Genomic DNA, 23,495 nt, shown 5'->3' on the forward strand with positions numbered 1-23,495 from the left:
AGACCTCGTGAAACACGAGGTCTGCAACACACCTGATACATCCTACGCGAAATTCGCGGAGAATGTGAGCTGAATTACCAGAAGGTTAATTCGGCAATAATTACTTACCTGGAACCACCAGCGAAGCAGCGCCAGTGCGAGCGGCTTCGAAGCGAGCCTGGACGTCGGCCCAGTTCACGATGTTCCAGAAGGCCTTGACGTAGTCAGCCTTGACGTTGACGTAGTCCAGGTAGAAGGCGTGCTCCCACATGTCCAGCATCAGCAGCGGGATGGTTCCCACTGGGACGTTGCCCTGCTGATCGTACAGCTGCTCGATGACCAGCTGGCCACCTAGCGGCTCGTAGGCCAGAATTGCCCAGCCCGAGCCCTGCAGGCTCATGGCCGAAGCGGTGAAGTGACCGCGGAATCCGTCGAAGGAGCCGAAGAACTCGTCGATGGCCGCTGCCAACTCGCCTACTGGCTTGTCGCCACCCTCTGGTGAGAGGTTGTTCCAGAAGATCGAGTGGTTGGTGTGTCCACCCAAGTGGAACGCCAGGTCCTTCGAAAGCTTCGGGATGTTGCCGAATTCGCCCTTTTCGCGGGCTTCTGCCAGCTGCTCCAACGCCGAGTTAGCGCCTGCAACGTAGGTTGCGTGGTGCTTCGAGTGGTGCAGCTCCATGATGCGAGCCGAGATGTTCGGCTCCAGTGCAGCGTAGTCATACTGCAGTTCTGGCAGTGAATAGACAGCCATGATTCTCCTCAATCTTCTCAATTGGTTGAATCTCCGCGGAAGGTCTGCCGCGGGGACACTTTTTACTGTTCCAGTTCATCTACTGGAACACTGGACTCAGTACCAGGTATTCCCAGATCACCAGCTTTTTTATCCGCCATGGCTAAGAGCCTGCGGATCCGGCCGGCAATCGCGTCCTTGGTCATTGGAGGTTCGGCCATGCGGCCCAATTCATCCAGCGACGCTTGCTTGTGCTCCAGGCGAAGCACCCCGGCGTAACGCAGGTGCTCAGGCACCTCGTCGCCAAGAATCTCCAGTGCGCGCTCCACGCGTGCACCGGCAGCCACAGCAGCTTGCGCGCTGCGGCGCAGGTTCGCATCGTCGAAGTTCGCTAGCCGATTTGCGGTGGCGCGGACTTCTTTGCGCATCCGGCGTTCTTCCCACACCATCAGTGCGTCGTGTGCGCCCATGCGTGTCAGGAGTTGGGCGATGGCATCGCCATCGCGAATCACCACTCGGTCCACCCCGCGTACCTCACGCGCCTTGACGGTCAGGTCCAGGCGTCGAGCCGCACCGACCAGGGCGAGTGCGGCCTCTGGGCCGGGGCAGGTAATTTCAAGTGCCGAACTTCGTCCCGGTTCGGTTAGTGAACCGTGGGACAAGAACGCGCCACGCCACACCGCTTCGGCGTCGGCCGTGGAACCGTTGACGATGACCGAGGGCAGACCACGTACCGGCCGTCCACGTTGGTCGAGAAGCCCGGTTTGGCGTGCCAAAACTTCGCCGTCCTTAGCGACGCGCACGATGTATCGGCTGCCCTTACGGATGCCGGAACCGGAGACCATGACAATCTCCGCGTCGTGTCCGTAGAGCTCGCCAATGGCGACCTTGAGCCTGCGAGCGGTCGCAGCTAAGTCAACCTCAGCCTCGATTACTATTCGCCCGGAGACAATATGCAGTCCGCCGCTGAAGCGGAGCATGGTCGAAACCTCGGCTTTGCGCACCGATGGCTTGCGAATCTCAACCCGCGACAGCTCGTCTTTGACGGAAGCCGTCAATGCCATGAATCAAACTCCCTTACATAGATCCGATTAGGATCCTATTGCGGTAAACACCTCATGATAGGCCGCCGCTAAGCGCAACGGGTCGTGCTCGGCACGACCGTCAGATACACCTACTCTACTAAAGAAGACACGTGCCCCGAGTTTTTGCGCTGCCAGCTCAAATCTCTCCTTGTTACGAACCCGCGATTCATCAGCGATAATCGCGTCGAATTGAACGTTCGGGGCGTAACGTCCCAAAACCTCTAGATGCGCGGCGGCATCCATTCCGGAGGTCTCGGCAGTATCGACGGATAGATTCATGGTCAACAGTTTTTTCGCCGTGGTATCTGCGATGGCTTGACGCATATCGGGCAGCAACAAGTGCGGAAGCACCGAGGTGTACCACGACCCTGGACCCAGAATGATCCAGTCGGCCAATTCGATCGCGTCCAACGCCTCGGGGCAGGCCGGAGCTCCGTCAGGTTCCAAATACACCTTGGAGACCAGTCCCCCGCCACCCGCCGCGGCCAACTGCGCCTGGCCATCTATGCGACGCTTGATCAGGGTATCGGTGACTTCGTCCGCTTCAAGAACTTCACCATGGATCGACAGCGGAACGGTGCTCATGGGCAGCACCTGGCCACGTGCGCCCAGCAACGCGCCGGCCCAGCGCAGTCCAGCTACCGGGCTATCAAGCAATTCCCAGAGCGCGAGAATCAGCAGGTTGCCCACCGCATGGCCGTTCAGCGGCTCTTCTGGATGCTCATCCGATTGGAACCGGTGCTGCATGACATCGCGCCAGGTGCGGCCCCAGTCATTATCGTCACATAAGGCGGCCAGCGCCATGCGCAGGTCCCCCGGGGGAAGCACATCGAAGGAACCGCGCAGCCTTCCGGAACTTCCACCGTCATCGGCCACGGTCACCACGGCGGTCAGTTCCGTGGTGAGCCGGCGGAGCGCCGAAAGCGAGGCAGACAGGCCATGCCCACCACCCAACGCAACCACCGAGGGGTTGCGCATATCATCGGGCCGGGTAAGACCCTGAATCGGGATTGGTCCCGTTGCGAATGCCATCGAAGACTACTCCCGGCCTAAATCACGGTGCGTGATATTCACTCGCACATTGGGCAGCTGCGCCAGTCGGCGCCCCAATTCAATGGTCGTTGCCACGGAGCGGTGCTTGCCGCCGGTGCAGCCAACGGCAATCGTCGCGTAGTGCTTATTCTCTCGCCGATACCCCTCGAACACTGGCTCCAGTGCCTTAAGGTAGTTTTCGATAAATTCATTGGTCCCCGGCTGACGCAGGACGTAGTCCGAGACTTCCTTGTCCTTGCCGGTTTGCGGACGCAATTCCGGAACCCAGTGCGGGTTCGGAATGAAGCGCACGTCGGCCACGTAGTTGGCGTCGGTGGGCAGGCCGTATTTGAACCCGAAGCTCATAACGTTGATCCGCAAAATGATCGGACCCGATTCGGCAAATAGCTCATTCGCCGAACGCGCCAGGTCATGCACCGACATGGATGAGGAGTCCAGAATGAGTTCAGCGGCTTCACGCAACGGTCCAGTCACGTCCCGCTCTCGCTTGATGCCGTCGACGATCCGCCCGTCGCCCTGCAACGGGTGCGGACGGCGACCCTGTTCGAAGCGCCGGACCAGGACCTCATCGCTGGCGTCCAAGTAGACCAGGCGGTACTTCACCCCGCCGCTGGTGAGCAGCGCCAGAGATTCACGAATCTCTGGAAAGAGATCTTTGGAGCGCACATCCATGACCACTGCCAATCGTGGAATGGTTCCTTGGGAACGGCTCATCAGCTCGGTGAGCATACCCAGCATGGATGGCGGCAGGTTCTCCACCACATACCAGCCAAGGTCTTCGAGTGCGTGGGCCACCGTGGTTCGACCGGCGCCTGACATGCCGGTGACGATCACGAGTTCGGATTCCGGAGGTTTTACAGCTTCATACTCGGTGGTCATACCTCAAGGCTAGTCGAGAATTTCACCGGTAGTCATGTTCACACCCGCACGTGAAGTATCTTCCAAGGATTCTTTGATGGAAGTCGCAAGCTTTTCCCCGACTCCAGAGACCTCCATGAGCTGCTCCAAGGACGCGGCCCGGATCTTTTTCATCGATCCAAAGTGCTTACGGAGCGCTTCCTGTTTCGATTTGCCTAAGCCCGGAACGGCATCCAAATCCGAGGAAATCATCGACTTCGAACGCTTGGCGCGGTGGAAGGTAATGGCAAAGCGGTGTGCCTCATCGCGCAGGCGCTGCACCAGGTACAACGCCGCCGAAGCACGCGGCAAGATCACCGGGAATGGGTCCTCCGGCAGCCAAAGCTCTTCGAGCCGCTTCGCCAAGCCAACGACGGGAATATCATCAATCCCCAAGTCATCGAGGGCTTTTTGAGCCGCGGCCACCTGCGGCGGGCCACCGTCGACGATCACCAAGGACGGCGGGTAAGCAAATTTCTTCACTTCGCTGGTTCCGGGCTCAACCTCGCCGGTGCTGAAAGTGTCCGGGTCGATTTTTTCCTTCAGGTACCGGCTAAAGCGTCGGTGGATCACGTCGTACATGCTCGCCGTGTCATCACGCGCGGCATCACCGGTAATCGAGAATTTTCGGTATTCGCTCTTCTTGGGCAGCCCGTCCTCGAAAACCACCATCGAGGCGACGACGTTGGTCCCCTGCGTATGCGACGCGTCGTAACATTCGATGCGCAACAGGGCGGTTTCGGCACCGAGCGCTTCTTGCAGTTCCTGCATCGCGGCCGAACGGGTCGAAATATCACCGGCACGTTTGGACTTGTGCAGGCGCAGCGCCTGCTCGGCGTTCTCCACCACGGTTGAGGCCAGCGCCGCCTTGTCACCACGCTGCGCAACGCGCAGGGAAACCTTCGAGCCACGCAGTTCGGTCAGCCAGGTGGTGACATCTTCAATGTCATCGGGCAAGGTGGGCACCAGAACTTCACGCGGGATCCGGTCGGCATGATCGGCATAAACCTGGGTGAGCAGCTGTTCGACGAATTCGGCGTCCGTCAGGTCGGCGACCTTTTCGACCACCCATCCGCGTTGCGAGCGGATACGGCCGTCGCGCACGTGGAAGACCTGCACCGCGGCTTCAAGCTCATCGGCATGAATGCCGAAGATATCCGCTTCGGTGCTCTCGGCAAGCACCACCGCATTGCGCTCGAAAACCCTGTTCAGGGCGGCGATGTCGTCACGGTAGCGGGCTGCTTGTTCGTATTCAAGATTGGCGACGGCAGCCTGCATCTGCGCGGTCAGCTCGCGGGTGAACTTCCCTGCTTCGCCACCCATGAAGGTACACAGGTCATCGGCCAGGGCTCGGTGGTCTTCTGGAGAGATCCGACCGATGCAGGGCGCGGAGCATTTATCGATATACCCCAGCAAGCACGGGCGGCCCGAGGCTTCGGCACGCTTGAAGACCCCGGGCGCACAGGTGCGTACCGGGAAGACGCGCAAAAGCGTATCGAGAGTTTCGCGGATCGCCTTGGCCGGATAAAACGGGCCGAAATACTTCACGCCCTTGCGCTTGTCCCCGCGCATGACCAGGGCGCGCGGGAATTGTTCGTCCATCGTGATGGCCAGGTACGGGTAGGTCTTATCGTCGCGGAAGACAATATTGAATCTCGGGGTGTATTCCTTGATCCAGGTGTACTCGAGCTGAAGCGCCTCCAGCTCGGATCCGACGGTTGTCCATTCGACGCTGGCCGCGGTGAACACCATCGTGCGGGTTTTAGCGGTCAGGCGTTCCGGGTTGATGAAATATGAGGCCAAACGATTGCGCAGGACACGGGCCTTGCCCACATAGATGACCCGGCCGTGCTCGTCGCGGAAGCGGTAGACACCCGGTTTAGTGGGGATATCCGATGATTTCGGACGGTAGCTGGCTGGATCTGCCATGGCTACTTCGCGTCCGGTGGCAACTGGTTGTACGAGTCCACACGTTCCTGACCGCTCAGCTCGGCGATCGCGTCAACGATCCGGTCCGTCGCGCGGCGGCGTTCGGGCAGCGGATGCTTGCGGCCCAGCTGGTCAAAGTACAGCGGCTCCCCGTAGTGAATGGAGAACTTCGTCGGGCGAATGCCCTTGGTGTCGGCCGGCTGCAGCTTCTCGGTGCCGATCAGTCCCACCGGGATCACCGGGACACCCGTGGTCAGGGCCAGCCAGCCCACTCCGGTCCGGCCACGGTAGAGCTTGCCGTCGCGTGACCGGGTGCCCTCCGGGTAGATTCCGATGCCGCTTCCGTTTTCGATGATCTCCACCAGCGAGTCCAGGGCCGCCACGGAGGCCGCCTGCTCACCGCGCTGCACCGGGATGGACCCTACGGATTCGAAAAAGGTCTTCATGGCTTTGCCTTTGAGGCCGGGGGTGGTGAAGTATTCGGCCTTGGCGAAGAACGCGACATCGCGTGGGGTCAACGCCTGCACGATAATCGAGTCGAGGAACGACAAGTGGTTGGAGGCGACGATGAAGCCGCCTTCCTTGGGAACGTTGTGGACCCCGGTAATCTCCGGACGGCACAGGGTGTGCAGCATGCCGCGGATCGAGGAGCGGGTCATGGTGTAGAGGCTCATTAGTTCAGGCCCTCCTGCATCGGCTGTCCGTTGAGCGCCGCAGCACGTTCTTCACCCAGCAATAGGACGGCGAGCTCAGGCACGCTATCGGCCAGGTGGTCTGCCGCGTCCAACTCGTTGGGAAGCGCAAAACCCCAGCTGACACCAATCGATGCCACCGAGTTTTCACGCGCCGCATCCAGGTCGTAGTAGCGATCGCCGACGACCACGGTGCGTGCCGGATCCAGCTCGCCCGCCTGGAGCGCGGCCCGGACGATATGCGTCTTGCTCGAACCCAAGGATCCGTGCTCCGAGGCGTTGCCGAAGATGGCGTCCAGCGAGGAATCCAGCCCCTGCTTGGCGATCAGGTCCCGTGCAATGGGCTCCGGCTTGGCCGTCGTCACTGCCACGTAGATTCCGGCCGCGCGGAGCGCAGCCAACAGTTCGCGCAGTCCCGGGTAAACCCGCGAGGCGGCCATGCCCACCGCCGCGTACCTGGCACGGTATGCGGCGATGATCTGATCGATATTCTCGTCGGTGACACCGTCCAGGGTGCGCAGACCGATTTGCAGCGGTGGACCCACCAACGCCTCGACGGCTTCCTCTCCGGGATCGGCGACATCATGCGCCACGAGGGCATGACGAATTCCGGAAGTAATGGAACCTGCGGGGTCCACGAGAGTCCCGTCCAGATCAAAGAGCACGCTTGTTACCGACATATTCACTTAGACATCATCCCATGAAGCGGACTCACGTTAGGAATCCATAACTGAAAACGCATATTCAGCGGGTCCGCCTCGCTCGGGATTTGAGGTTTTAGAGAATTTCGGCCAGGTACTTTCCGGTGTGCGATTCGTCGACCTTCGCCACGGATTCCGGGCTTCCGGTGGCCAAAATCGTTCCGCCGCCCGAGCCGCCTTCCGGCCCCAGATCGATCACCCAGTCGGCCGACTTGATGACGTCCAAGTTGTGCTCGATGGTCAACACGGTGTTTCCCTTGTCCACCAGTCCTTGCAGAACCAGCAGCAGCTTACGGATGTCTTCGAAGTGCAGACCGGTGGTCGGTTCGTCGAGCACGTAGATGGAGCGGCCGTTTGAACGCTTCTGCAATTCCGCGGCGAGCTTCACACGCTGCGCCTCGCCGCCGGAAAGCGTGGTGGCCGGCTGCCCCAGGCGCACATAGCCCAGTCCCACATCGACCAGGGTCTTCAGGTGGCGGGCGATCGGGGTGAACGCGGCGAAGAACTCGGCGCCCTCGGAGATCGGCATATTCAGCACGTCCGAGATGTTCTTGCCCTTGTAGAGCACCTGCAGGGTTTCGCGGTTGTAGCGCTGGCCCTGGCAGACCTCGCACGGCACGTAGACATCCGGCAGGAAGTTCATTTCGATCTTCAGCGTGCCGTCACCCGAGCAGGACTCGCAGCGCCCGCCCTTGACGTTGAAGGAGAATCGGCCCGGCTGGTAGCCGCGCAGCTTCGCCTCATTGGTCTCTGCAAAGAGCTTGCGGATGTTGTCGAAGACCCCGGTGTAGGTGGCAGGGTTCGACCGCGGGGTGCGCCCGATGGGCGACTGGTCCACGTGCACGACCTTGTCCAGGTGCTCCAGGCCCAGCACCCGGGTGTGGCGTCCGGGAACCTGCTTGGCGCCGTTGAGCTTATTGGCCAGCACCTTGTACAGGATGTCGTTGACCAGCGTCGACTTGCCCGAACCCGAGACACCGGTAATCGCGGTCAGCACGCCCAGCGGGAACTCCACGGTGACGTCCCGCAGGTTGTTTTCCTTCGCGCCCACCAGCTTGAGCATGCGCTTCTTGTCGGCCTTGCGGCGCTTTTTCGGCAGCTCGATCTGCTTGCGTCCGGAGAGGTAGTCGCCGGTCAGCGAGCGGGTGTTCTCCTTCAGCCCCTCCAGCGAGCCGGAATGGACTACCTCGCCGCCGTGCTCCCCGGCACCCGGACCGATATCCACGATCCAATCCGCCTCGGCGATGGTGTCCTCATCGTGTTCGACGACGATCAGCGTATTGCCCAGCGAACGCAGATGCAGCAGGGTTTCGATCAGCCGGCGGTTGTCGCGCTGATGCAGGCCGATGGAGGGCTCGTCCAGCACGTAGAGCACGCCGACCAGGCCGGAACCGATCTGCGTGGCCAGGCGGATGCGCTGCGCCTCGCCACCGGACAGGGTGCCCGCGGCGCGTTCCAGGGTCAGGTATTCCAGGCCCACGTCCAGCAGGAACTTCATGCGCGCGCCAATTTCCTTCAGCACCTGGGTGGCGATCTGCGCCTCGCGGTCGCTCAGCTCCAAGGTGGTGAGGAATTCGGCCGCCGCGCGCAAATCCATGGCCGCCACCGCCGCGATCGACTTGCCGCCGATCAGCACCGACAGCGAGGCCGGGTTCAGCCGGGCGCCGCCGCAGGTAGGGCACGGAATCTGGCGCATGTACTGCTCGTAGCGATCGCGCGCGTGATCCGATTCGGTTTCCTCATGCTTGCGGTGCACGTAGGAGATGACGCCTTCGAACCCGGTGGAGTACTTGCGCTCCCGGCCGAAACGGTTCTTGTACTGCACCACGACCTTGTGGTCCTTGCCGTTCAGGATCGCCTGGCGCGCCGGTGCCGGCAGGTCCTTCCAGGCGGTGTCCATGCTGAAGCCCAGCTCCTTGCCGAGCCCCTCGATCAACCGGTTCCAGTATTCGGTGGTCGCCTTGCCCAAGGACCACGGCGCGATGGCCCCGTCGGCCAGTTTGACCTCGGCATCCGGGACGATCAGGTGCTCATCGACTTCGAGCTTGGTGCCGATGCCGCTGCAGGCCGAACAGGCGCCGAAGGGGTTATTGAAGGAGAAGGTTCGGGGTTCGATCTCATCGATGGCCAGCGGGTGCTCGTTCGGGCAGGCGAGGTTCTCGGAGAACGCGCGGACGCGCTTCGGGTCGTCCTCTTCCAGATCCACGAAGTCCACCAGCACGCGGCCCTCGGCCAGGTTCAGTGCGGTTTCCACCGAGTCGGTCAGCCGCTGGTGCACCGTGTCGTTAATGGCGAGGCGGTCAACGACCACCTCGATGGTGTGCTTGACCTGCTTGGCCAGCTTGGGCGGCTCGGTCAGCTGAATGGTCTTGCCGTCGACCCGGGCACGGGAGAATCCCTTGGAGGAGAGTTCGGCGAACAGGTCCACGAACTCGCCCTTACGGGCGCGCACCACCGGGGCAAGCACCTGGAAGCGGGTCTTCTCCGGCATCTCCAGCAGCTGGTCGACGATCTGCTGCGGCGACTGCTTCGAAATGGGTTCCCCGCATTCGGGGCAGTGCGGGCGTCCTACGCGGGCCCAGAGCAGGCGCATGTAGTCATACACCTCGGTGATGGTGCCCACGGTGGACCGCGGGTTGCGGCTCGTGGACTTCTGGTCGATCGACACGGCCGGGGAAAGCCCTTCGATGAAGTCCACATCCGGCTTGTCGACCTGGCCCAGGAACATGCGCGCATAGGCGGACAGGGATTCGACATAGCGGCGCTGCCCCTCGGCGAAAATCGTGTCGAAGGCCAGCGATGACTTGCCCGATCCGGACAAGCCGGTAAAGACGATCATCGCGTCGCGCGGAAGATCCACGTCTACGTTCTTCAGGTTGTGCTCGCGCGCACCCTTGACGATCAGACGGGACAAATCCAGTTTTTTGCTTTCTGCAGTAATAGCCACGAAGTAATACTAATCGAAAACTACTTCGAATAAACGTGGTGCTTGGCACAAATGCGCGTTACTTTCGCGCAGGGCGATATCCCGGGCATTTCCAGCCCTGAAGATTTGCTGGTCGGCGGCCGTTTCGAGGCTCAATCGGATCGCACAGGCAGAACACGATGACTAGCCGACAAGTAGGCGACAGCGCCGGCAGGGCGCATTTTCTTCGCATGTTCCCCACAAAAGTTTCCCGACGAGCCATGTGGCCGGCGCCTCCCGGCGTGGTACTCCAACCCGGCCCCGGAACCCTTGGCCTTCAACTAAATACTGCCACCGGCGTCCGCTAGGATGACTTACCAGTTCGCTCCGAGAATGGGAGGCTGAGCTCCCGCGCCGGCATTGAGGAAATGAATTCACCATGAGCAAAACCATTATCATCACCGGCGGCAGCGACGGCATCGGTGCGGCCGCCGCGCGCACGCTGGTTGGCCGTGGCCATCGCGTCGTCATCGTGGGGCGCTCGGAGAGCAAAACCAAAAGCATCGCGACAGAGCTGTCTGTTCCTTATTATGTTGCGGACTTCGCTGAGCTGACCCAAGTTAGAAAGCTGGCAGATGATCTGCTGGAGGCGTACCCCGTAATCAACGTGCTCGCGAATAATGCAGGCGGCATCATGGGTGAGCGAACCCAGACCGTTGATGGGCATGAAATTACTTTCCAGGTCAACCACCTTGCTCCGTTCCTGCTCACCAGCTTGCTCATGCCAGCGCTGCTTGCCGGCAAGGCAACGATTATCCAGACAGCCAGCAAGGCCGCCCGGATCTTCGGGCGGCTGGATATCGAAGACCTGCAGAATACCGAGGGCTACGCCCCGCAGAAAGCCTATGGCAACGCGAAACTCGCTAATATCCTCTTCACTCAGGAATTGCAGCACCGGTTCGGACCACGAGGCATCACCGCCGTTGCTTTCCATCCGGGTATCGTCGCCAGCAGCTTCGCCAGCGAAACCACACATTTCATGCGGCGCATTTACCACGGCCCGCTCAAACGTCTTTTTACCGTCACTCCCGAAAAAGGGTCAGATCAGCTTGTTTGGCTCGCGGAAGGGACTCCTGGAACGTCTTTCCTGCCGGGTTCCTACTATGAATCCCGCAGGATAGCGACAAGGGTAAGTGCCGAAATGCACAACCCGAAGTTCGCAGAACAGCTCTGGAAGAAATCGGCTTCACTGCTCCGAACCGCTAACTGACAGGATTTCCCCGAGTTACCTGAGCGTGCCGCAGAATCTGCCGCTGGTTCTGGTGCAGTGCGGTTTGGGCCCAAGCTGCATGAACCGACCTTTAGGGACACTCAAATCGCGTTTCGGGTTAGCTCGCCTCGCACAGCCCGGTGCCCCACGGCCCGAAGGCCACTGATTAACGCGGCAGCGAGCTGAACGCGGCGCGCAAATACTTAACCGCGGTTTCTTCATCTACCGACCAGGTCTGGGCTACGCGTGCCAGATCGGCTGCGGCGTCGCCGACTTCTTGCTGGGCACGATCCTCGGCTGCTTGCACGATGGTTCCGTGTCGCCCGCGGGTCACGACCGCGCCTTGGGCTTCCAGCTCCTTATAGACCTTCGCCACCGTGTTCACCGCAAGATCCAGGTCACCGGCGAGCGCCCGCACCGAGGGAAGCTTGGTTCCGGGTGCCAAATCACCACCGGCAATACTTGCAAGGATTTGCTCACGTACCTGCTGATACGGTGCTACAGCCGATTTCGAGTCGATACGGATGAAATCCAGGTTGGCCATTGGCGCTCCATTCGGTGCAATACTTCGGTTGATTCACTGAGCCTATCGTGTTCAGTCCAATCGCCATCGTAAGGTAATAACCATGAGTGAACTTCTATTAGCCGACGTCACGATTCGTTCGGTGAGCGTCTCGGAAATGAACAACAACGTTTACTTGGTCACCGAAAGGGCCAGTGGCAAACAGCTACTGATCGATGCGGCCGACGAAACTCCCGCGATTCTAGAACTCGTGGCAAGCGCCGCCAAGGATGGCCCCGAACCAGAGGTCGTTGGCATCGCCACGACCCATGAGCATTGGGACCACGTGCGGGCCCTGGCCGAGGTCGTCGAACGCTTCGCCGTTCCCACGTATGCAGGCGCCGAAGATATCAACGGTATCGCCAAGGAGTCGGGCGTGAAGATCAGCCACGGGCTGACCCATGGTGATCGAGTTTCCGTTGGCAAGGTGGAACTTGAGGCCATCCACCTTCGCGGGCACACCGCGGGCTCGATCGCATATGCATTGCAGGACTCCTCGGGACAGCAGGTCATCTTCAGCGGAGACAGCCTTTTCCCCGGGGGTGTAGGCAATACCTGGGAGGACCCGGAGCGCTTCGAGTCGTTGCTCAACGACGTATCCGAACGTATCTTCGAAAAGTTCCCGGATGATACCGTCGTCCTGCCTGGTCACGGTGGCTCCACCACCGTGGGCACCGAGCGCCCGCACCTCGGTGCATGGCGACAGCGCGGCTGGTAATCCATCATTTGCAGCATTGCCCATCAGGTTACGGCCCGGTGGGCAATTCTTGCAGGTAGAGCAGCATCCGCCATTCACTGCCCGGTTCGTGGTTCACAAACCCGCGGTCCTCGTAAAAGCGACGAGCCTGCGCATCGTCTTCATCCACGTTGATGTGCATTTCGCTGCCCCCGCGCTCGGCCAGCTGGCGCAGGACATGATCAAGGATGGCGCCGCCGACGCCTTGGCCTCGCAGTGGAGGGCGCACATACAGCTCATCAAGCACCGCGAGCGGCCCGTCCGAATAGATGGTTGGCCGCAGGGTCACGATGGCGTGGCCCGACGGCTCAGATGCAGGACCGGCGAGCACCGCATAACAGTGTGGGCCAGCGAGCATACCCCGCAACCGCCTGGCTAGTATCTGCTCCGTGGGGCAGGGAGAACCGAACTCCGCATTGAAGTCAGCCTGCAGCTTTGCCAGCTGCGCGCAGTGTTCCGCCTTGGCTACGTAGGTGCGCCGCTTTTCCATGTGGCCATTGTCCTCCATGTCCAGCGCCGGCACCAGTGATTCAGCCCTGCTTGCGTGCCACCATAAAGATGCGCCGGAAGGGAAAGTTCGTCAGCTTGGCACCGTCCGGTGCCGTGAACGACGGGTAATGCTCGGCGACGGCAGCGGAATAGTCCGCTTCGAAATCCAGGTATTCGTCCTCGGGCAATGTGGCCTTGATGGGCAGCAAAGCGGTGCCTCGCACCCAGTCAAGGATCGGGCTCTCCCCCACCATCACCTGGTGGTACGTCGTCTCCCACACATTTGCCTGGAACCCTGCCTCGAGCAATAGCCGCTGGTACTCTTGTGGTTCACCCACCACGTCTTCGTGCCGCAGGACGCCACCGAGCCTGCCCGCCCACTTCGCCCCGTCGGCCACCTGACGCATCACCGCATGGGAGGCAGCGCCGAAGTTTCCCGGCATCTGGATTGCGACGTAGGCGCCGGCCTTCAAATCACCCAACCAGTTTTTGAGCAGTTCGCGGTGTTCGGGGAGCCACTGCAGCATGGCGTTGGAAAAGAGCAGGTCGATCTCGGGTCCCGGGTGCCAGTGGCGTGCATCGAGCAGGTCGAAGCCCAGATTCGGCAGCCGCACCGCGCCGTTGGCTTGGGCGATCATCTCCGGCGAGGAATCCAATCCGGTCACCTGCGCCTGCGGCCAGGTTTCGGCCAGCAGGCTCGTCTTGTCTCCCGGCCCGCAGCCCAGGTCAACGATCTGCCTAGGGGTGATTTCGCCTAGCTGACCCAGCAGGTCTTCGTAGGGTCGTCCGCGGTAATTCGCGAATTCAGCGTATTTATTCGGGTTCCACTTCATATTTCCGAGCCTAGTACCACGGCTCAGCGTTCAGCTAGCCTCCGGTCACAGTTCTCAACGGATAGGCTTAGAGCATCATGTTGCTCACCGATTACCTGCCTGCAGATGCGAAGAACGTTTCCGACGACGAGATTTACGAGTCCTTTGGCCGCTGGGTAACCACCCGCGGCATCGACCTATACCCCGCCCAGGACGAGGCTTCGATGGCCTTGGCCGCCGGAAGCAACGTCATTTTGGCGACGCCCACCGGCTCGGGCAAGTCGCTGGTCGCCATTGCCGCGCACTTCTACGCGATGTCCCGCGACCAGATCAGCTTCTATACCGCCCCGATCAAGGCCCTGGTCTCGGAGAAGTTCTTCGACCTGTGCAAGATCTTCGGGGCCGAAAACGTCGGCATGGTCACCGGCGACTCCTCGGTGAATGCCGACGCGCCGATCATCTGCTGCACCGCCGAGATATTGGCAAACATCGCCCTGCGCGAAGGCTCGCGCGCGGATGCCGGGGTGGTCATCATGGACGAGTTCCACTTCTATGCAGATCCACAGCGCGGCTGGGCCTGGCAATTGCCGCTCATCGAGCTGCCGCAGTCGCAGTTCCTGCTGATGAGCGCCACCCTGGGCGACGTGAGCCGTTTCGAGAAGGAACTTGAAGACCGCACCGGAAAAACCACCGTGACGGTGGCGCACTCCGAGCGTCCCATCCCGCTGCACTTCTACTACTCGATGGAACCGGTTCAGGAAGCCGTCGAGGAACTGATCAAAACCCAGCAGGTCCCGATCTACATCGTGCACTTCTCCCAGCTGGACGCGATCGATCGCGCCACCGGCTTGATGAGCGTCAACGTGTGCACCCGCGAGGAAAAGGACCGCATCGCCGAGCTGGTGGCCGGATTCCGCTTCGCGGCAGGGTTCGGCAAGACGCTGAACCGGCTGGTGCGCCACGGCATCGGCGTGCACCACGCCGGCATGCTGCCCAAGTACCGCCGGCTGGTCGAGCAGCTGGCCCAGGCCGGGCTGCTGAAGGTCATCTGCGGTACCGACACCCTGGGCGTGGGCATCAACGTGCCCATCCGCACGGTGCTGATCACCGCGCTGTCCAAGTTCGACGGCACCCGTACCCGCACCCTCAACGCCCGCGAGTTCCATCAGATTGCCGGCCGCGCCGGGCGCGCCGGCTTCGACACCGCCGGCACCGTGCTGGTCCAGGCTCCCGAGCATGCGATCGAGAACCACAAGGCCATGGAAAAGGCCCTGAAGAAGCACGGTGAGGGCTCCTCAAAGCTCAAGCAGATCCCGAAGAAGAAGCCGCCGCAGAACTTCGTCACCTGGGGCGAGAAGACCTACGACAAGATCGTGCATGCCGATCCGGAGACGCTGAAGTCCTCCTTCCAGGTCTCCCACTCGATGCTGCTGAACCTGCTCGAACGCGAGGACAATGCCTTCGAGGCGGCCATGCGCCTGCTCACCGAGAACCATGAGACCCCCGCCTCACAGCGCAAGCTGAAGCTGCGCGCCCTGGGCATTCTGCGCGAGCTGATCGCCACCGGCGTGGTGGTGCGGCGCGCGGAACCCGATGAATACGGCAACTACTACGAGCTGACCGTGCACCTGCAGCAGAACTTCGCGCTGAACCAGCCGCTGTCGCCATTTGCCCTGGCGGCCCTGGAACTCTTCGAACCAGAATCCCCCAGCTACGCGTTGGATGTCGTCTCGGTGATCGAGGCGACCTTGGAGAAGCCGCGCCAGGTGCTTTCGGGCCAGGAGAAGAAGGCCCGCGGCGAGGCAATTGCCGCGATGAAGGCCGAAGGCCTGGACTACGACGCGCGCATGGCGGCCCTGGATGAGGTCACCTACCCGCAGCCGCTGGCGGAGAAGCTCGAGGCGGCCTTCGAGCAGTACCGTTCCGGTGCCCCCTGGTTGGCGGACTTCGAGCTTCAGCCCAAGTCCGTCGTGCGCGACATGTACGAACGCGCCATGGGCTTCTCGGACTTCGTCCAGTACTACCAGCTGGCTCGCTCCGAAGGTGTGCTGCTGCGCTACCTCACCGACGCGTACAAGGCCCTGCGCCAGACCGTCCCGCAGGATTCGCTGCGCGAAGACCTCGAAGACCTCATCGAATGGCTGGGCGAATTGATCCGCCAGATTGACTCTTCGCTGCTCGACGAATGGGAGGAGCTCTCGCGCGGCGAGCTGCATGAAGAAACCGAGATCACTCCCCCCGCCCCGGAGAGGCTCACCACGAATATGCGTGCCTTCCGCGTGATGGTTCGCAACGAGATGTTCCGCCGGGTCAAGCTCTTCGCCGATGAACAAGATCAGGCCTTGGGCGAACTCGATGGGCATAGCGGTTTTGCTGCCGATGCATGGGCCGAGGCCATGGATGACTACTTCGAGGAACACGAGGACATCGATGACGGCCCGAACGGCCGCGGCTCGAACCTATTTGTGGTCACCGAGAAGCCGAACCGGATCTGGGAGGTCCGCCAGATCTTCGCCGATCCGGAAGAGCACCATGACTGGGGAATCAACGCCACCATCTCCTTGGACGACTCCGATGAACTCGGCGCCCCGGTAGTCACGGTCACCGCGGTCGGTCGGATGGACTAGTTCTTCGCGGCAGTCGATTGCCTTGCCTTTCGCTCACCTAGTGGCGGTTGTCATGTACCTGATGCAGGTGCATGAGAACCGCCACTTTTATAGCAGCAAGGTTTTTCCATATCTCCTAGTCCGGCCGGCTATCAGATAGCTCTAGCGGGTACTTGCCCACGGTCAAACGCAGCCGAAAAAAATTCGGCGGAAATTAACCTGTCACGGCTAACCTTTTGCGTGGATTCGACGGTATTGTTTGTCCCATGAATCCAATCAGGCTGCGCAAGATCGGCAGTTTCGTCATGTTCCTCGCATGGCTGAGTCTCATTAGCAATCACGCGGTGCTGTTCACCGCCGAAGGTCTGCTGGCCACGCTGCTGCAGGTGGCATTGACCGTTGCGGGTACGTGGTTGCTGTACCAGAGCTGGAAACCACGGTCCCAGGCGCAAGGGTTGCCTCAGCCCTAAACCGGCGAACCGCCCCGTCCGGGGAATAATTAAAATACGCGGTTCGCTACGGCGCGTGGCCTAGCGGCTGGTTCCGCGCGCGGCGGCGGCCAAATTTTCCAGGACGCCTACCTCCTCTTCACGGCTCAGACCGGTCCGTGCGCGGTCTGTTCCGTTGAGCCATTGAAGCGTGTCAAGACTAGTCCGCGCTAAGGACCGGGTGCGCAGCCCCGCTTGCCGAGCCGGACGATGATCGCGATCAAGCATGCCGGCCACCGCCGGATCCGGAAGCCACAGCGGAAGCGAGCGTTCCCCGCTCCATGGCACCACGCCCTGCTCGTGCAGCGACGCAGCATCGGCCCAGTGCACCCTTGGCTCGCCTTCCAGCGCCTCGAAGATCTGCGCGATGAATTCGCGGCGCGAAGTTGCCGGGCCCACCGCGTCAAAGGTTCCGGTGGATTTATTCTCGGCGAGCTCGATGAGCCAGGTTGCCAGATCGCGCGCGTCCAGCACCTGCACCGGGTCTTCGGCGGCAAGCGGCACCAATAGTTCCAAGCCGTCCGCTAGGCTGCGCGCCGCATGCTCCGGCCAATAACTGAACCTGCCGGTGGGATCTTTGGGCCCGATGAGCAGTCCCGGCCGGATGATCGCGGCCGGCGCGTGAAGTTCAACAATGAGTTGCTCGCAGGCAACCTTCATCGCCCCATAGGATTCGGCCGTTGATCGCCCGCCGTCGCTTTCCAGCGGTTCGAATAGTTTGGTGTCGGCTGGTGTTCCGCCGGGGTGCGACAGATCGGCATACACGGAGATGGTGGACACGAAGACCCAATGATCGGCGCGGAGCTCTTGCGTTGCCCGGCGTACGTGCGCCGGGGTTCGCGAGACATCAATAACTGAGTCGAATTGCTCGGCGGTGAGTTCGACTGGCGCCGGCTCGTTCCGGTCCCAATAAATGAACTCGCAGCCCTGCGGAGCCACCCCGCTTTCCCCGCGGGCCGCGCAAGTGACCCGGTGCCCGGCATCCGACGCGAATTGGGCAACGTACTGCGATAGGAACATCGTTCCGCCAAGCACAAGAAGTTTCATGCTCCCAAGTACAGCAGTGGCAGAGGCCGCAACAAAGGGCTTTCACTCTGGGCACACCGCCCAGGCCCGGTTCCCTAGCGGCCGTATTCCGTGCGTGTTAGCATGTGAAAATTACCGGGCCGAGAACCGGTTCGCAGAAGGGTGTGCGCGATGGGTCGAAAGCTTGTTTACTATGTGGCGGTGAGCCTGGACGGTTATATCGCGGCGCCCGATGGCGGTTTTGCGGCGTTTCCCACCGAGGGAGACCACATGCAACCGATCCTTGGCGAATACGCCGACGCGGTACCCGCACATATTCACCAGGCCCTTGGAACCAGCGCTCCGGGTACAAAATTCGACACCGTGCTGATGGGCTGGAATACCTACAATCCCGAAATCTACGGCGGCCTCGACAGCCCCTACACCCATCTTCGGCAGATTGTGGTCTCGCGTTCCGCGCGCACGGTCCCGGAGCACATTGAACTCACCGGCGACCCGGTGGGCAAGGTACGCGAATTGAAACAGGATGCCGGGCTGGATATCTACCTTTGCGGCGGCGGGCAATTGGCCGGAGCGCTCAGCGAGGAAATCGACACGCTCATCCTCAAACGCCACCCGCTGGTCTTCGGCTCGGGAATCGCGCTGTTCGGCGCCGCCGGCTACGCCGCGTTGCCCTTTGTCCCGGTGCGCACTCGGACCTTTGATTCCGGAGTGAGCATCATCGAGTACGAGCGCACGCGCTAAGCCAAGATGATCGCAATGGCCACATAGGATGTCATCAGGCTGGCAAGGATCCATTCGGCCTTCGAACCGGTTTCGGCGAGGACCGGCAAGGCGACCCGCCCGTTAGCTTTCCAGCAGTCCCCGATGACCGGTATTCTGCGGAACCACCGCGGGGCACCGATCTTGATCGGCCACAGCAAGTTGCACCCGCCGATGGTGAGCATATCCCCCAGAATGTGCACGATCACCCCGGCGGTGACCGCCAGCGGGAACCAGGCCCGTTCGAGCGGAGCGTTCATGCCGACAAACGCCCCGGCGGCCAGGGCAATCACCCAGCACAGCAAGGGCGGCATGAATTTCACGCTTTTCACCGCGAAGGAAATCAGCAGGATCGCAAAGAGCGCTGCGCCGGGATACACCACCCCGAGCTGGGACACTTCCATCGACCACGAGTCGGCCAGCCAGGCCACAAAAATGAAGAACAAGATGCCCAGGATCGAGTGCGTCCCGTTGCGGTGGCCGCCGGCGACCTTCCCGATGATCCGCGCGAGGATATTGGAAATCGGCGGCAGGGAACGGGCGATCGTGGCGTTGTGATGGTCGGCGTCGGGCAGCAGGGCCGCCCCTGCGCAGACGATCGCCCCGGCGAGGGTTTCCCACCGCTCCATGTGCAATGCGCCGAATCCCAGGTTCACGGATCCAACGGTCACCGGAGTTGTTATTGCTAGCCATGCGGCTGCGCCGCTCATGGCGTGGTGTCCACCCATCATGGATTCCACCTTAGGACTGGTCACCGACGTTATAGCCGCACGACGGCGGTAAGCTTAAGCACATGTCACGAATCAGAGAAGCGCGCCTTGCGGACTGCCCGCGAATCCTCGACTTGATCCACGAGCTGGCGGTGTATGAAAAAGAACCAGACGCCGTGAAGAACACGGTCGCGGACTTGGAAGAACACCTCTTCGGCGAGGATCCGAAGGTCTTCACCCACGTCGCCGAGGACGAGTCCGGGCTGCTTGTCGGAATCGCGATGTGGTTCCCGACCTACTCCACCTGGGAAGGGCGCCACGGCATCCACCTGGAGGATCTGTACGTGCAGGAAAGCGAGCGCGGCAAAGGCACCGGCACTGCGCTGCTCAGAACCTTGGCGCAGATCTGCGTGGCGCGCGGCTACCGCCGGTTGGAGTGGGCGGTCCTTGACTGGAATGCCCCGGCGATCGCCTTCTACGATTCGATTCATTCCTCCACCATGGACGGTTGGAGCACTCGCCGCCTGGACGGCCCCGCACTAGAGGAGATGGCCCGATGATTCACTACCGCGGCATGGACGTCACCGAGCACCGCGTCGAAGTCCCGCTGGTGCATGGGACCGCAGGCGGCGAGAAGATCACCGTCTTCGCCCGCGAAATCAGCACCGATGCGGGCAAGCCATGGTTGCTGTTCCTGCAGGGCGGCCCGGGCGGGAAGGCCCCGCGCCCCGGCTCCCTGTCCGGCTGGCTGTCCGAAGCGACCAAGCACTTCCGGGTGCTGCTGCTCGATCAGCGCGGCACCGGCCTGTCCACCCCGGCGACCCACCAGACGCTGGGCTTGCGGGGCGACGCGGCCGCCCAAGCGCGCTACCTCACGCACTTCCGCGCCGACTCGATCGTGCGCGACGCCGAGGCGCTGCGTGAGCAGCTGGGCATCGAGAAGTGGAGCACCTTCGGGCAGAGCTACGGCGGGTTCTGCACGCTGACCTACCTGTCGATGTTCCCCGAATCCCTCGAACGCAGCCTGGTCACCGGCGGGCTCGCCTCCCTGGATGCCGATGCGCAGACCGTGTACCGGGCCACCTACCAGCGCATGGCCGAACGCAACCGCGAATACTTCTCCTGGTACCCGCAAGACTTCGAGACCCTGCACAAGATCTACGAGCACCTGCGGCACAATGACGACGAGCTGCTGCCCGACGGGCGCAAGGTCACCGTGCAGCTAGTGCAAATGCTCGGCATGTTCCTAGGCGGCAACACCCGCGTACACCTGCTGCACCACGTCTTCGAGGAGGCCTTCGCACCGACTCCGGGAGGACCCCGGCTCTCGGATGCCTTCCTGTCGGCCCTGTACGCCCAGGCCTCCTTCGCCACCAATCCGCTCTACGCGCTGATGCACGAAACCATCTACGCCCAAGGCTCGGCGACCCATTGGGCCGCGGAACAGGTGCTGGAGGAGTATCCGGACTTCGCCGAGCAGGCGGACACCCCGCTGCTCACCGGTGAGATGGTCTACCGCTGGCATTTCACCGAAGATCCCGCGCTGCGCCCGCTCGAAGAGGTGGCGCGGATTTTAGCCGAGCACGAACATTTCGGCCCGCTCTACGACCTCGATGTGCTGGCGCGCAACACCGTCCCGGTCGCTGCCGCCGTCTACCACGATGACGTCTATGTTGACCGCGAGCTGTCGTTGCGCACCGCTTCCCAAGTCAAGGGGCTGCAACCCTGGGTAACCGAGGACTTCCACCACGACGGAATCGGCGATGACGGTCCGGCCATCTTCCGTCGGCTGCTGGCGATGACCAACGGCGAAGATCCGGAAGCCGCCGCGGCCAGCGACTGAGCACTATCGCCGGTGCTCCGCGGTGGCTAGACTGGCACACAAGCAAAGGCGCCAACCAACCTCGAAGTTGCTTGGCGCCGTTGCTTTGGCGGGCCTTGGCGCAATTGGTGTGGCGGATGCAGTTCGCGCACACCGCGCGTGCTAGGTTTTCGCTCAAGGGCAACTAGCCCGATGTAAAGGTCGAAAGGAACACTATGGGAAACAGTACTAATGGTGTCGATGTTCCAGACGATCTGGTCTCGAAGGTCGAAGAATTTGACGGCATCATCGCAGCCGCACACCTGCCATACAACATGACGATCGATCGCGCCGAAGAGGACGCGTTGGTCTACAAGTTCGTCGAGTCCGAGATTGACTTCGCCCTGGTTCTGCACGGTGAAGCAATTTTCGCCACGACCTCCGCATTGGATGATTCGGACGCGGATTTCGAGCCGGTATATACCTTCGACCCGGAGTTCCCGCTCACCGCCGAGGACTTCGCCGAACGGCTCACCGACTTCGTGACCCTGGCGCAGAATTGGCAGGAAGTTTCCGAACTGCCCTTCGTAGCCGAGCACCCCGAGTACTTCGGTCCCTCGGACAAGCCGAACAGCGTGCTGCTCTACGAGGATGGCTACCGCTACGAGCTGTTGTTCGTGGAGAACGGCGACCATTTGGTTCTGGCACGTCCCATCGATACCGAGGCCTACGAGGTTGACCCCGAAGAGGACGAAGATGAAATCCCGTTGATCTACACCAACCACCACATGCTGCACCCCACCATGGGCGGAGCGTTCATCGTGATGTTGGCGGAAACCTTCGGACTGCCGGCCGAGGAAGAGGCGCTGCTCGCGCCACTGCGCATCATCCTCACTCCGACGAACTAAGCATCAACTTAACACGGCTGGGGCCTGAGTTACCTTAAGTGGTAAGTCAGGCCCCAGCATCGTTTTAAGCCCGGCTAGCGGGTCGAACCGGTGGGAGCCACCGTATCGGCGGCGGCTATGTCCTCGGGCCCCGTGTGCGCGCCGGCACCGAGGTGGGACAGATGCCCACCGAGCAGTCCCAGCACCAGGATCGAGGCGAACACGGCCGCGGCACCGAGCCAGTAGGGCGCGCCGGCCCCCATGGCCGCGGCGATCGGCCCGGCCACCGCAGGGGCGATCGCCCCTCCCAGGAAACGCACTCCCGAGTAGGTGGAGCTTGCCACGTTGCGCGGCAGCTCGGTGGCTTCCATCACCGCCTCGGTCAGCGCGGTGTTGAGGATGCCCAGCACCAGCCCGGCGACGACGATCAGCGCGATGAGCGCGCGCAGCTGCGTGTGGAACACCGCCATCGAGGCGAGCAGCAGTCCCAGCAGGCTCAGCGCGACAAACATGATGGGGCGCAGGCCGAAACGCCGGGTCAGCAACGGGGCGACAAGCACCGAGGTGATCGCCAGCGACAGTCCCCAGCCGAAGAACACCCAACCAAGTTCCGCGGCGCCAAATTCGATTCCCTGCGTCTTGGCGGCGGCCTCCAGCGGGTAGGGCGAATAGGCCAGCAGCACGAAGAACCCGAAGTTGTACAGCACCGCGGTGATCGCCATGGTGCGCAGGGCGGGGTTCCGCAGGGCCGCAAAGCTTGCCCACGGGGAGATCTTCAGCTGGCCCGCGGGCTTGTCCGGCAGGCTGAGGAACGCGAGGATCGCGATGAGTCCGATCGCCATCAGCGTTGCGGTGCCGAAGAACGGACCGCGCCAGGACAGGCTGCCGAGCACCCCGCCCAGCAGCGGCCCGACCGCCATGCCCACGCCCAGCGCCGCTTCGTAAAGCACGATCGCCTGCCGGCTGCCGCCGCTGGCGGCGCCGACGATGGCGGCCAAAGCCGTGGAGATGAACAGCGCGTTGCCCAGTCCCCAGCCGGCGCGGTAGGCGAGGATCTGGTTGATCGAGCCGCTGGCGCCGGCCAGCGCGGCGAACGCCACGATCAGCACCAGTCCCCCGAGCAGGGTCTGCTTCACGCCGATCAGCGTGGAGACCCAGCTGGTGAAGAACATCGCCAACCCGGTGATGAACAGGTAGCTGGTGAACAGCAGCATGGTTTGCGAGGCAGTGGCTTCCAGATCCCGGCTAATGGCCGGAAGAATCGGATCGACCAGCCCGATTCCCATGAACGAGACCATGCAGGCGAAGGCGATCGCCCACACGGATTTTGGTTGGTGCAACAGCGAGTTGCTTGGTTGAGTATTTTTCGTCATAA

22 protein-coding genes are annotated in these 23,495 nt (G+C 61.9%); 8 read left to right on the forward strand and 14 right to left on the reverse strand.

The genetic code is table 11. The features are described from left to right. Positions 1-100 precede the first annotated feature (100 nt). The 8 genes from CQ015_RS04925 to uvrA form a co-directional block, all read right to left on the reverse strand. Positions 101-730 (reverse strand): superoxide dismutase, encoded by a 630-nt coding sequence (locus tag CQ015_RS04925; RefSeq protein ID WP_105552309.1) that lies wholly within the window; start codon positions 728-730, stop codon positions 101-103. Between the two features lie 62 nt (positions 731-792). Then, complete coding sequence (gene whiA / locus CQ015_RS04930) at positions 793-1,773, reverse strand: DNA-binding protein WhiA (protein WP_105552310.1); 981 nt, start codon at positions 1,771-1,773, stop codon at positions 793-795. 27 nt (positions 1,774-1,800) lie between these two features. Beyond that, the gene (gene yvcK, locus CQ015_RS04935) at positions 1,801-2,826 is read right to left on the reverse strand and encodes a uridine diphosphate-N-acetylglucosamine-binding protein YvcK (RefSeq protein WP_105552311.1); all 1,026 of its coding nucleotides are present in this window, start codon (positions 2,824-2,826) and stop codon (positions 1,801-1,803) included. Positions 2,827-2,832: 6 nt separating this feature from the next. Next, complete coding sequence (gene rapZ / locus CQ015_RS04940) at positions 2,833-3,726, reverse strand: RNase adapter RapZ (protein ID WP_096285160.1); 894 nt, start codon at positions 3,724-3,726, stop codon at positions 2,833-2,835. A 9-nt stretch (positions 3,727-3,735) separates the two neighbouring features. Beyond that, the gene (uvrC, locus tag CQ015_RS04945) at positions 3,736-5,673 is read right to left on the reverse strand and encodes an excinuclease ABC subunit UvrC (protein ID WP_105649526.1); all 1,938 of its coding nucleotides are present in this window, start codon (positions 5,671-5,673) and stop codon (positions 3,736-3,738) included. A gap of 2 nt (positions 5,674-5,675) precedes the next feature. Beyond that, positions 5,676-6,347, reverse strand: a complete 672-nt coding sequence (locus CQ015_RS04950) for a 1-acyl-sn-glycerol-3-phosphate acyltransferase (protein WP_105552313.1) — start codon at positions 6,345-6,347, stop codon at positions 5,676-5,678. Next, positions 6,347-7,045, reverse strand: a complete 699-nt coding sequence (locus CQ015_RS04955; RefSeq protein ID WP_258137845.1) for an HAD hydrolase-like protein — start codon at positions 7,043-7,045, stop codon at positions 6,347-6,349. Before CQ015_RS04955 ends, CQ015_RS04950 begins: the two co-directional genes overlap by 1 nt. A 97-nt stretch (positions 7,046-7,142) precedes the next feature. Further along, positions 7,143-10,013 (reverse strand): excinuclease ABC subunit UvrA, encoded by a 2,871-nt coding sequence (gene uvrA, locus CQ015_RS04960; RefSeq protein WP_105552314.1) that lies wholly within the window; start codon positions 10,011-10,013, stop codon positions 7,143-7,145. Positions 10,014-10,410: 397 nt separating this feature from the next. Between uvrA and CQ015_RS04965 the strand changes: the two genes are divergently transcribed. Next, complete coding sequence (locus tag CQ015_RS04965; RefSeq protein WP_105568932.1) at positions 10,411-11,241, forward strand: SDR family NAD(P)-dependent oxidoreductase; 831 nt, start codon at positions 10,411-10,413, stop codon at positions 11,239-11,241. A gap of 166 nt (positions 11,242-11,407) precedes the next feature. Here CQ015_RS04965 and CQ015_RS04970 read toward each other — a convergent pair whose 3' ends face one another. After that, positions 11,408-11,785 (reverse strand): GntR family transcriptional regulator, encoded by a 378-nt coding sequence (locus CQ015_RS04970; protein ID WP_105568931.1) that lies wholly within the window; start codon positions 11,783-11,785, stop codon positions 11,408-11,410. 82 nt (positions 11,786-11,867) lie between these two features. Between CQ015_RS04970 and CQ015_RS04975 the strand changes: the two genes are divergently transcribed. Further along, complete coding sequence (locus CQ015_RS04975; protein ID WP_105568930.1) at positions 11,868-12,521, forward strand: MBL fold metallo-hydrolase; 654 nt, start codon at positions 11,868-11,870, stop codon at positions 12,519-12,521. A 28-nt stretch (positions 12,522-12,549) separates the two neighbouring features. On the opposite strand, the gene CQ015_RS04980 is transcribed toward CQ015_RS04975, so the two are convergent. Beyond that, positions 12,550-13,029: a GNAT family N-acetyltransferase gene (locus tag CQ015_RS04980; protein WP_105569258.1), complete on the reverse strand. Its 480-nt coding sequence runs from the start codon at positions 13,027-13,029 to the stop codon at positions 12,550-12,552. A gap of 40 nt (positions 13,030-13,069) precedes the next feature. After that, on the reverse strand, positions 13,070-13,861 hold the full coding sequence (locus CQ015_RS04985) for a methyltransferase domain-containing protein (protein WP_105568929.1): 792 nt from the start codon (positions 13,859-13,861) through the stop codon (positions 13,070-13,072). Between the two features lie 77 nt (positions 13,862-13,938). Here CQ015_RS04985 and CQ015_RS04990 point away from each other — a divergent pair, with 77 nt between their 5' ends. Both CQ015_RS04990 and CQ015_RS04995 read left to right on the forward strand, forming a co-directional pair. Next, a complete protein-coding gene (locus tag CQ015_RS04990) occupies positions 13,939-16,467 on the forward strand; it encodes an RNA helicase (protein ID WP_105568928.1) in 2,529 nt (842 codons plus the stop codon). A gap of 245 nt (positions 16,468-16,712) precedes the next feature. After that, positions 16,713-16,916 carry a hypothetical protein gene (locus CQ015_RS04995; RefSeq protein ID WP_105552320.1) on the forward strand — a complete coding sequence of 68 codons (204 nt, stop codon included), beginning with the start codon at positions 16,713-16,715 and terminating at the stop codon, positions 16,914-16,916. Positions 16,917-16,976: 60 nt separating this feature from the next. On the opposite strand, the gene CQ015_RS05000 is transcribed toward CQ015_RS04995, so the two are convergent. Further along, the gene (locus tag CQ015_RS05000; protein WP_181150357.1) at positions 16,977-17,981 is read right to left on the reverse strand and encodes an NAD-dependent epimerase/dehydratase family protein; all 1,005 of its coding nucleotides are present in this window, start codon (positions 17,979-17,981) and stop codon (positions 16,977-16,979) included. 150 nt (positions 17,982-18,131) lie between these two features. Between CQ015_RS05000 and CQ015_RS05005 the strand changes: the two genes are divergently transcribed. After that, positions 18,132-18,704: a dihydrofolate reductase family protein gene (locus CQ015_RS05005; protein WP_105568926.1), complete on the forward strand. Its 573-nt coding sequence runs from the start codon at positions 18,132-18,134 to the stop codon at positions 18,702-18,704. On the opposite strand, the gene CQ015_RS05010 is transcribed toward CQ015_RS05005, so the two are convergent. Further along, a complete protein-coding gene (locus CQ015_RS05010) occupies positions 18,701-19,453 on the reverse strand; it encodes a metal-dependent hydrolase (RefSeq protein WP_105649527.1) in 753 nt (250 codons plus the stop codon). The genes CQ015_RS05005 and CQ015_RS05010 overlap by 4 nt on opposite strands. 62 nt (positions 19,454-19,515) lie before the next feature. On the opposite strand from CQ015_RS05010, the gene CQ015_RS05015 reads away from it, so the two are divergent. The 3 genes from CQ015_RS05015 (at position 19,516) to CQ015_RS05025 (ending at position 22,141) form a co-directional block, all read left to right on the forward strand. Continuing rightward, positions 19,516-19,992, forward strand: a complete 477-nt coding sequence (locus CQ015_RS05015) for a GNAT family N-acetyltransferase (RefSeq protein ID WP_105649528.1) — start codon at positions 19,516-19,518, stop codon at positions 19,990-19,992. Further along, positions 19,989-21,275 (forward strand): alpha/beta fold hydrolase, encoded by a 1,287-nt coding sequence (locus tag CQ015_RS05020; protein WP_105649529.1) that lies wholly within the window; start codon positions 19,989-19,991, stop codon positions 21,273-21,275. The genes CQ015_RS05015 and CQ015_RS05020 overlap by 4 nt, the downstream gene beginning before the upstream one ends. Positions 21,276-21,469: 194 nt before the next feature. Further along, positions 21,470-22,141 (forward strand): hypothetical protein, encoded by a 672-nt coding sequence (locus tag CQ015_RS05025; RefSeq protein ID WP_105649530.1) that lies wholly within the window; start codon positions 21,470-21,472, stop codon positions 22,139-22,141. A gap of 74 nt (positions 22,142-22,215) precedes the next feature. On the opposite strand, the gene CQ015_RS05030 is transcribed toward CQ015_RS05025, so the two are convergent. Then, positions 22,216-23,493 (reverse strand): MFS transporter, encoded by a 1,278-nt coding sequence (locus CQ015_RS05030; RefSeq protein WP_105649531.1) that lies wholly within the window; start codon positions 23,491-23,493, stop codon positions 22,216-22,218. Positions 23,494-23,495: the final 2 nt, after the last annotated feature.

The sequence above is a fragment of the Arthrobacter sp. MYb221 genome, assembly GCF_002979835.1.
In the GTDB taxonomy this organism is placed as follows: domain Bacteria; phylum Actinomycetota; class Actinomycetes; order Actinomycetales; family Micrococcaceae; genus Glutamicibacter.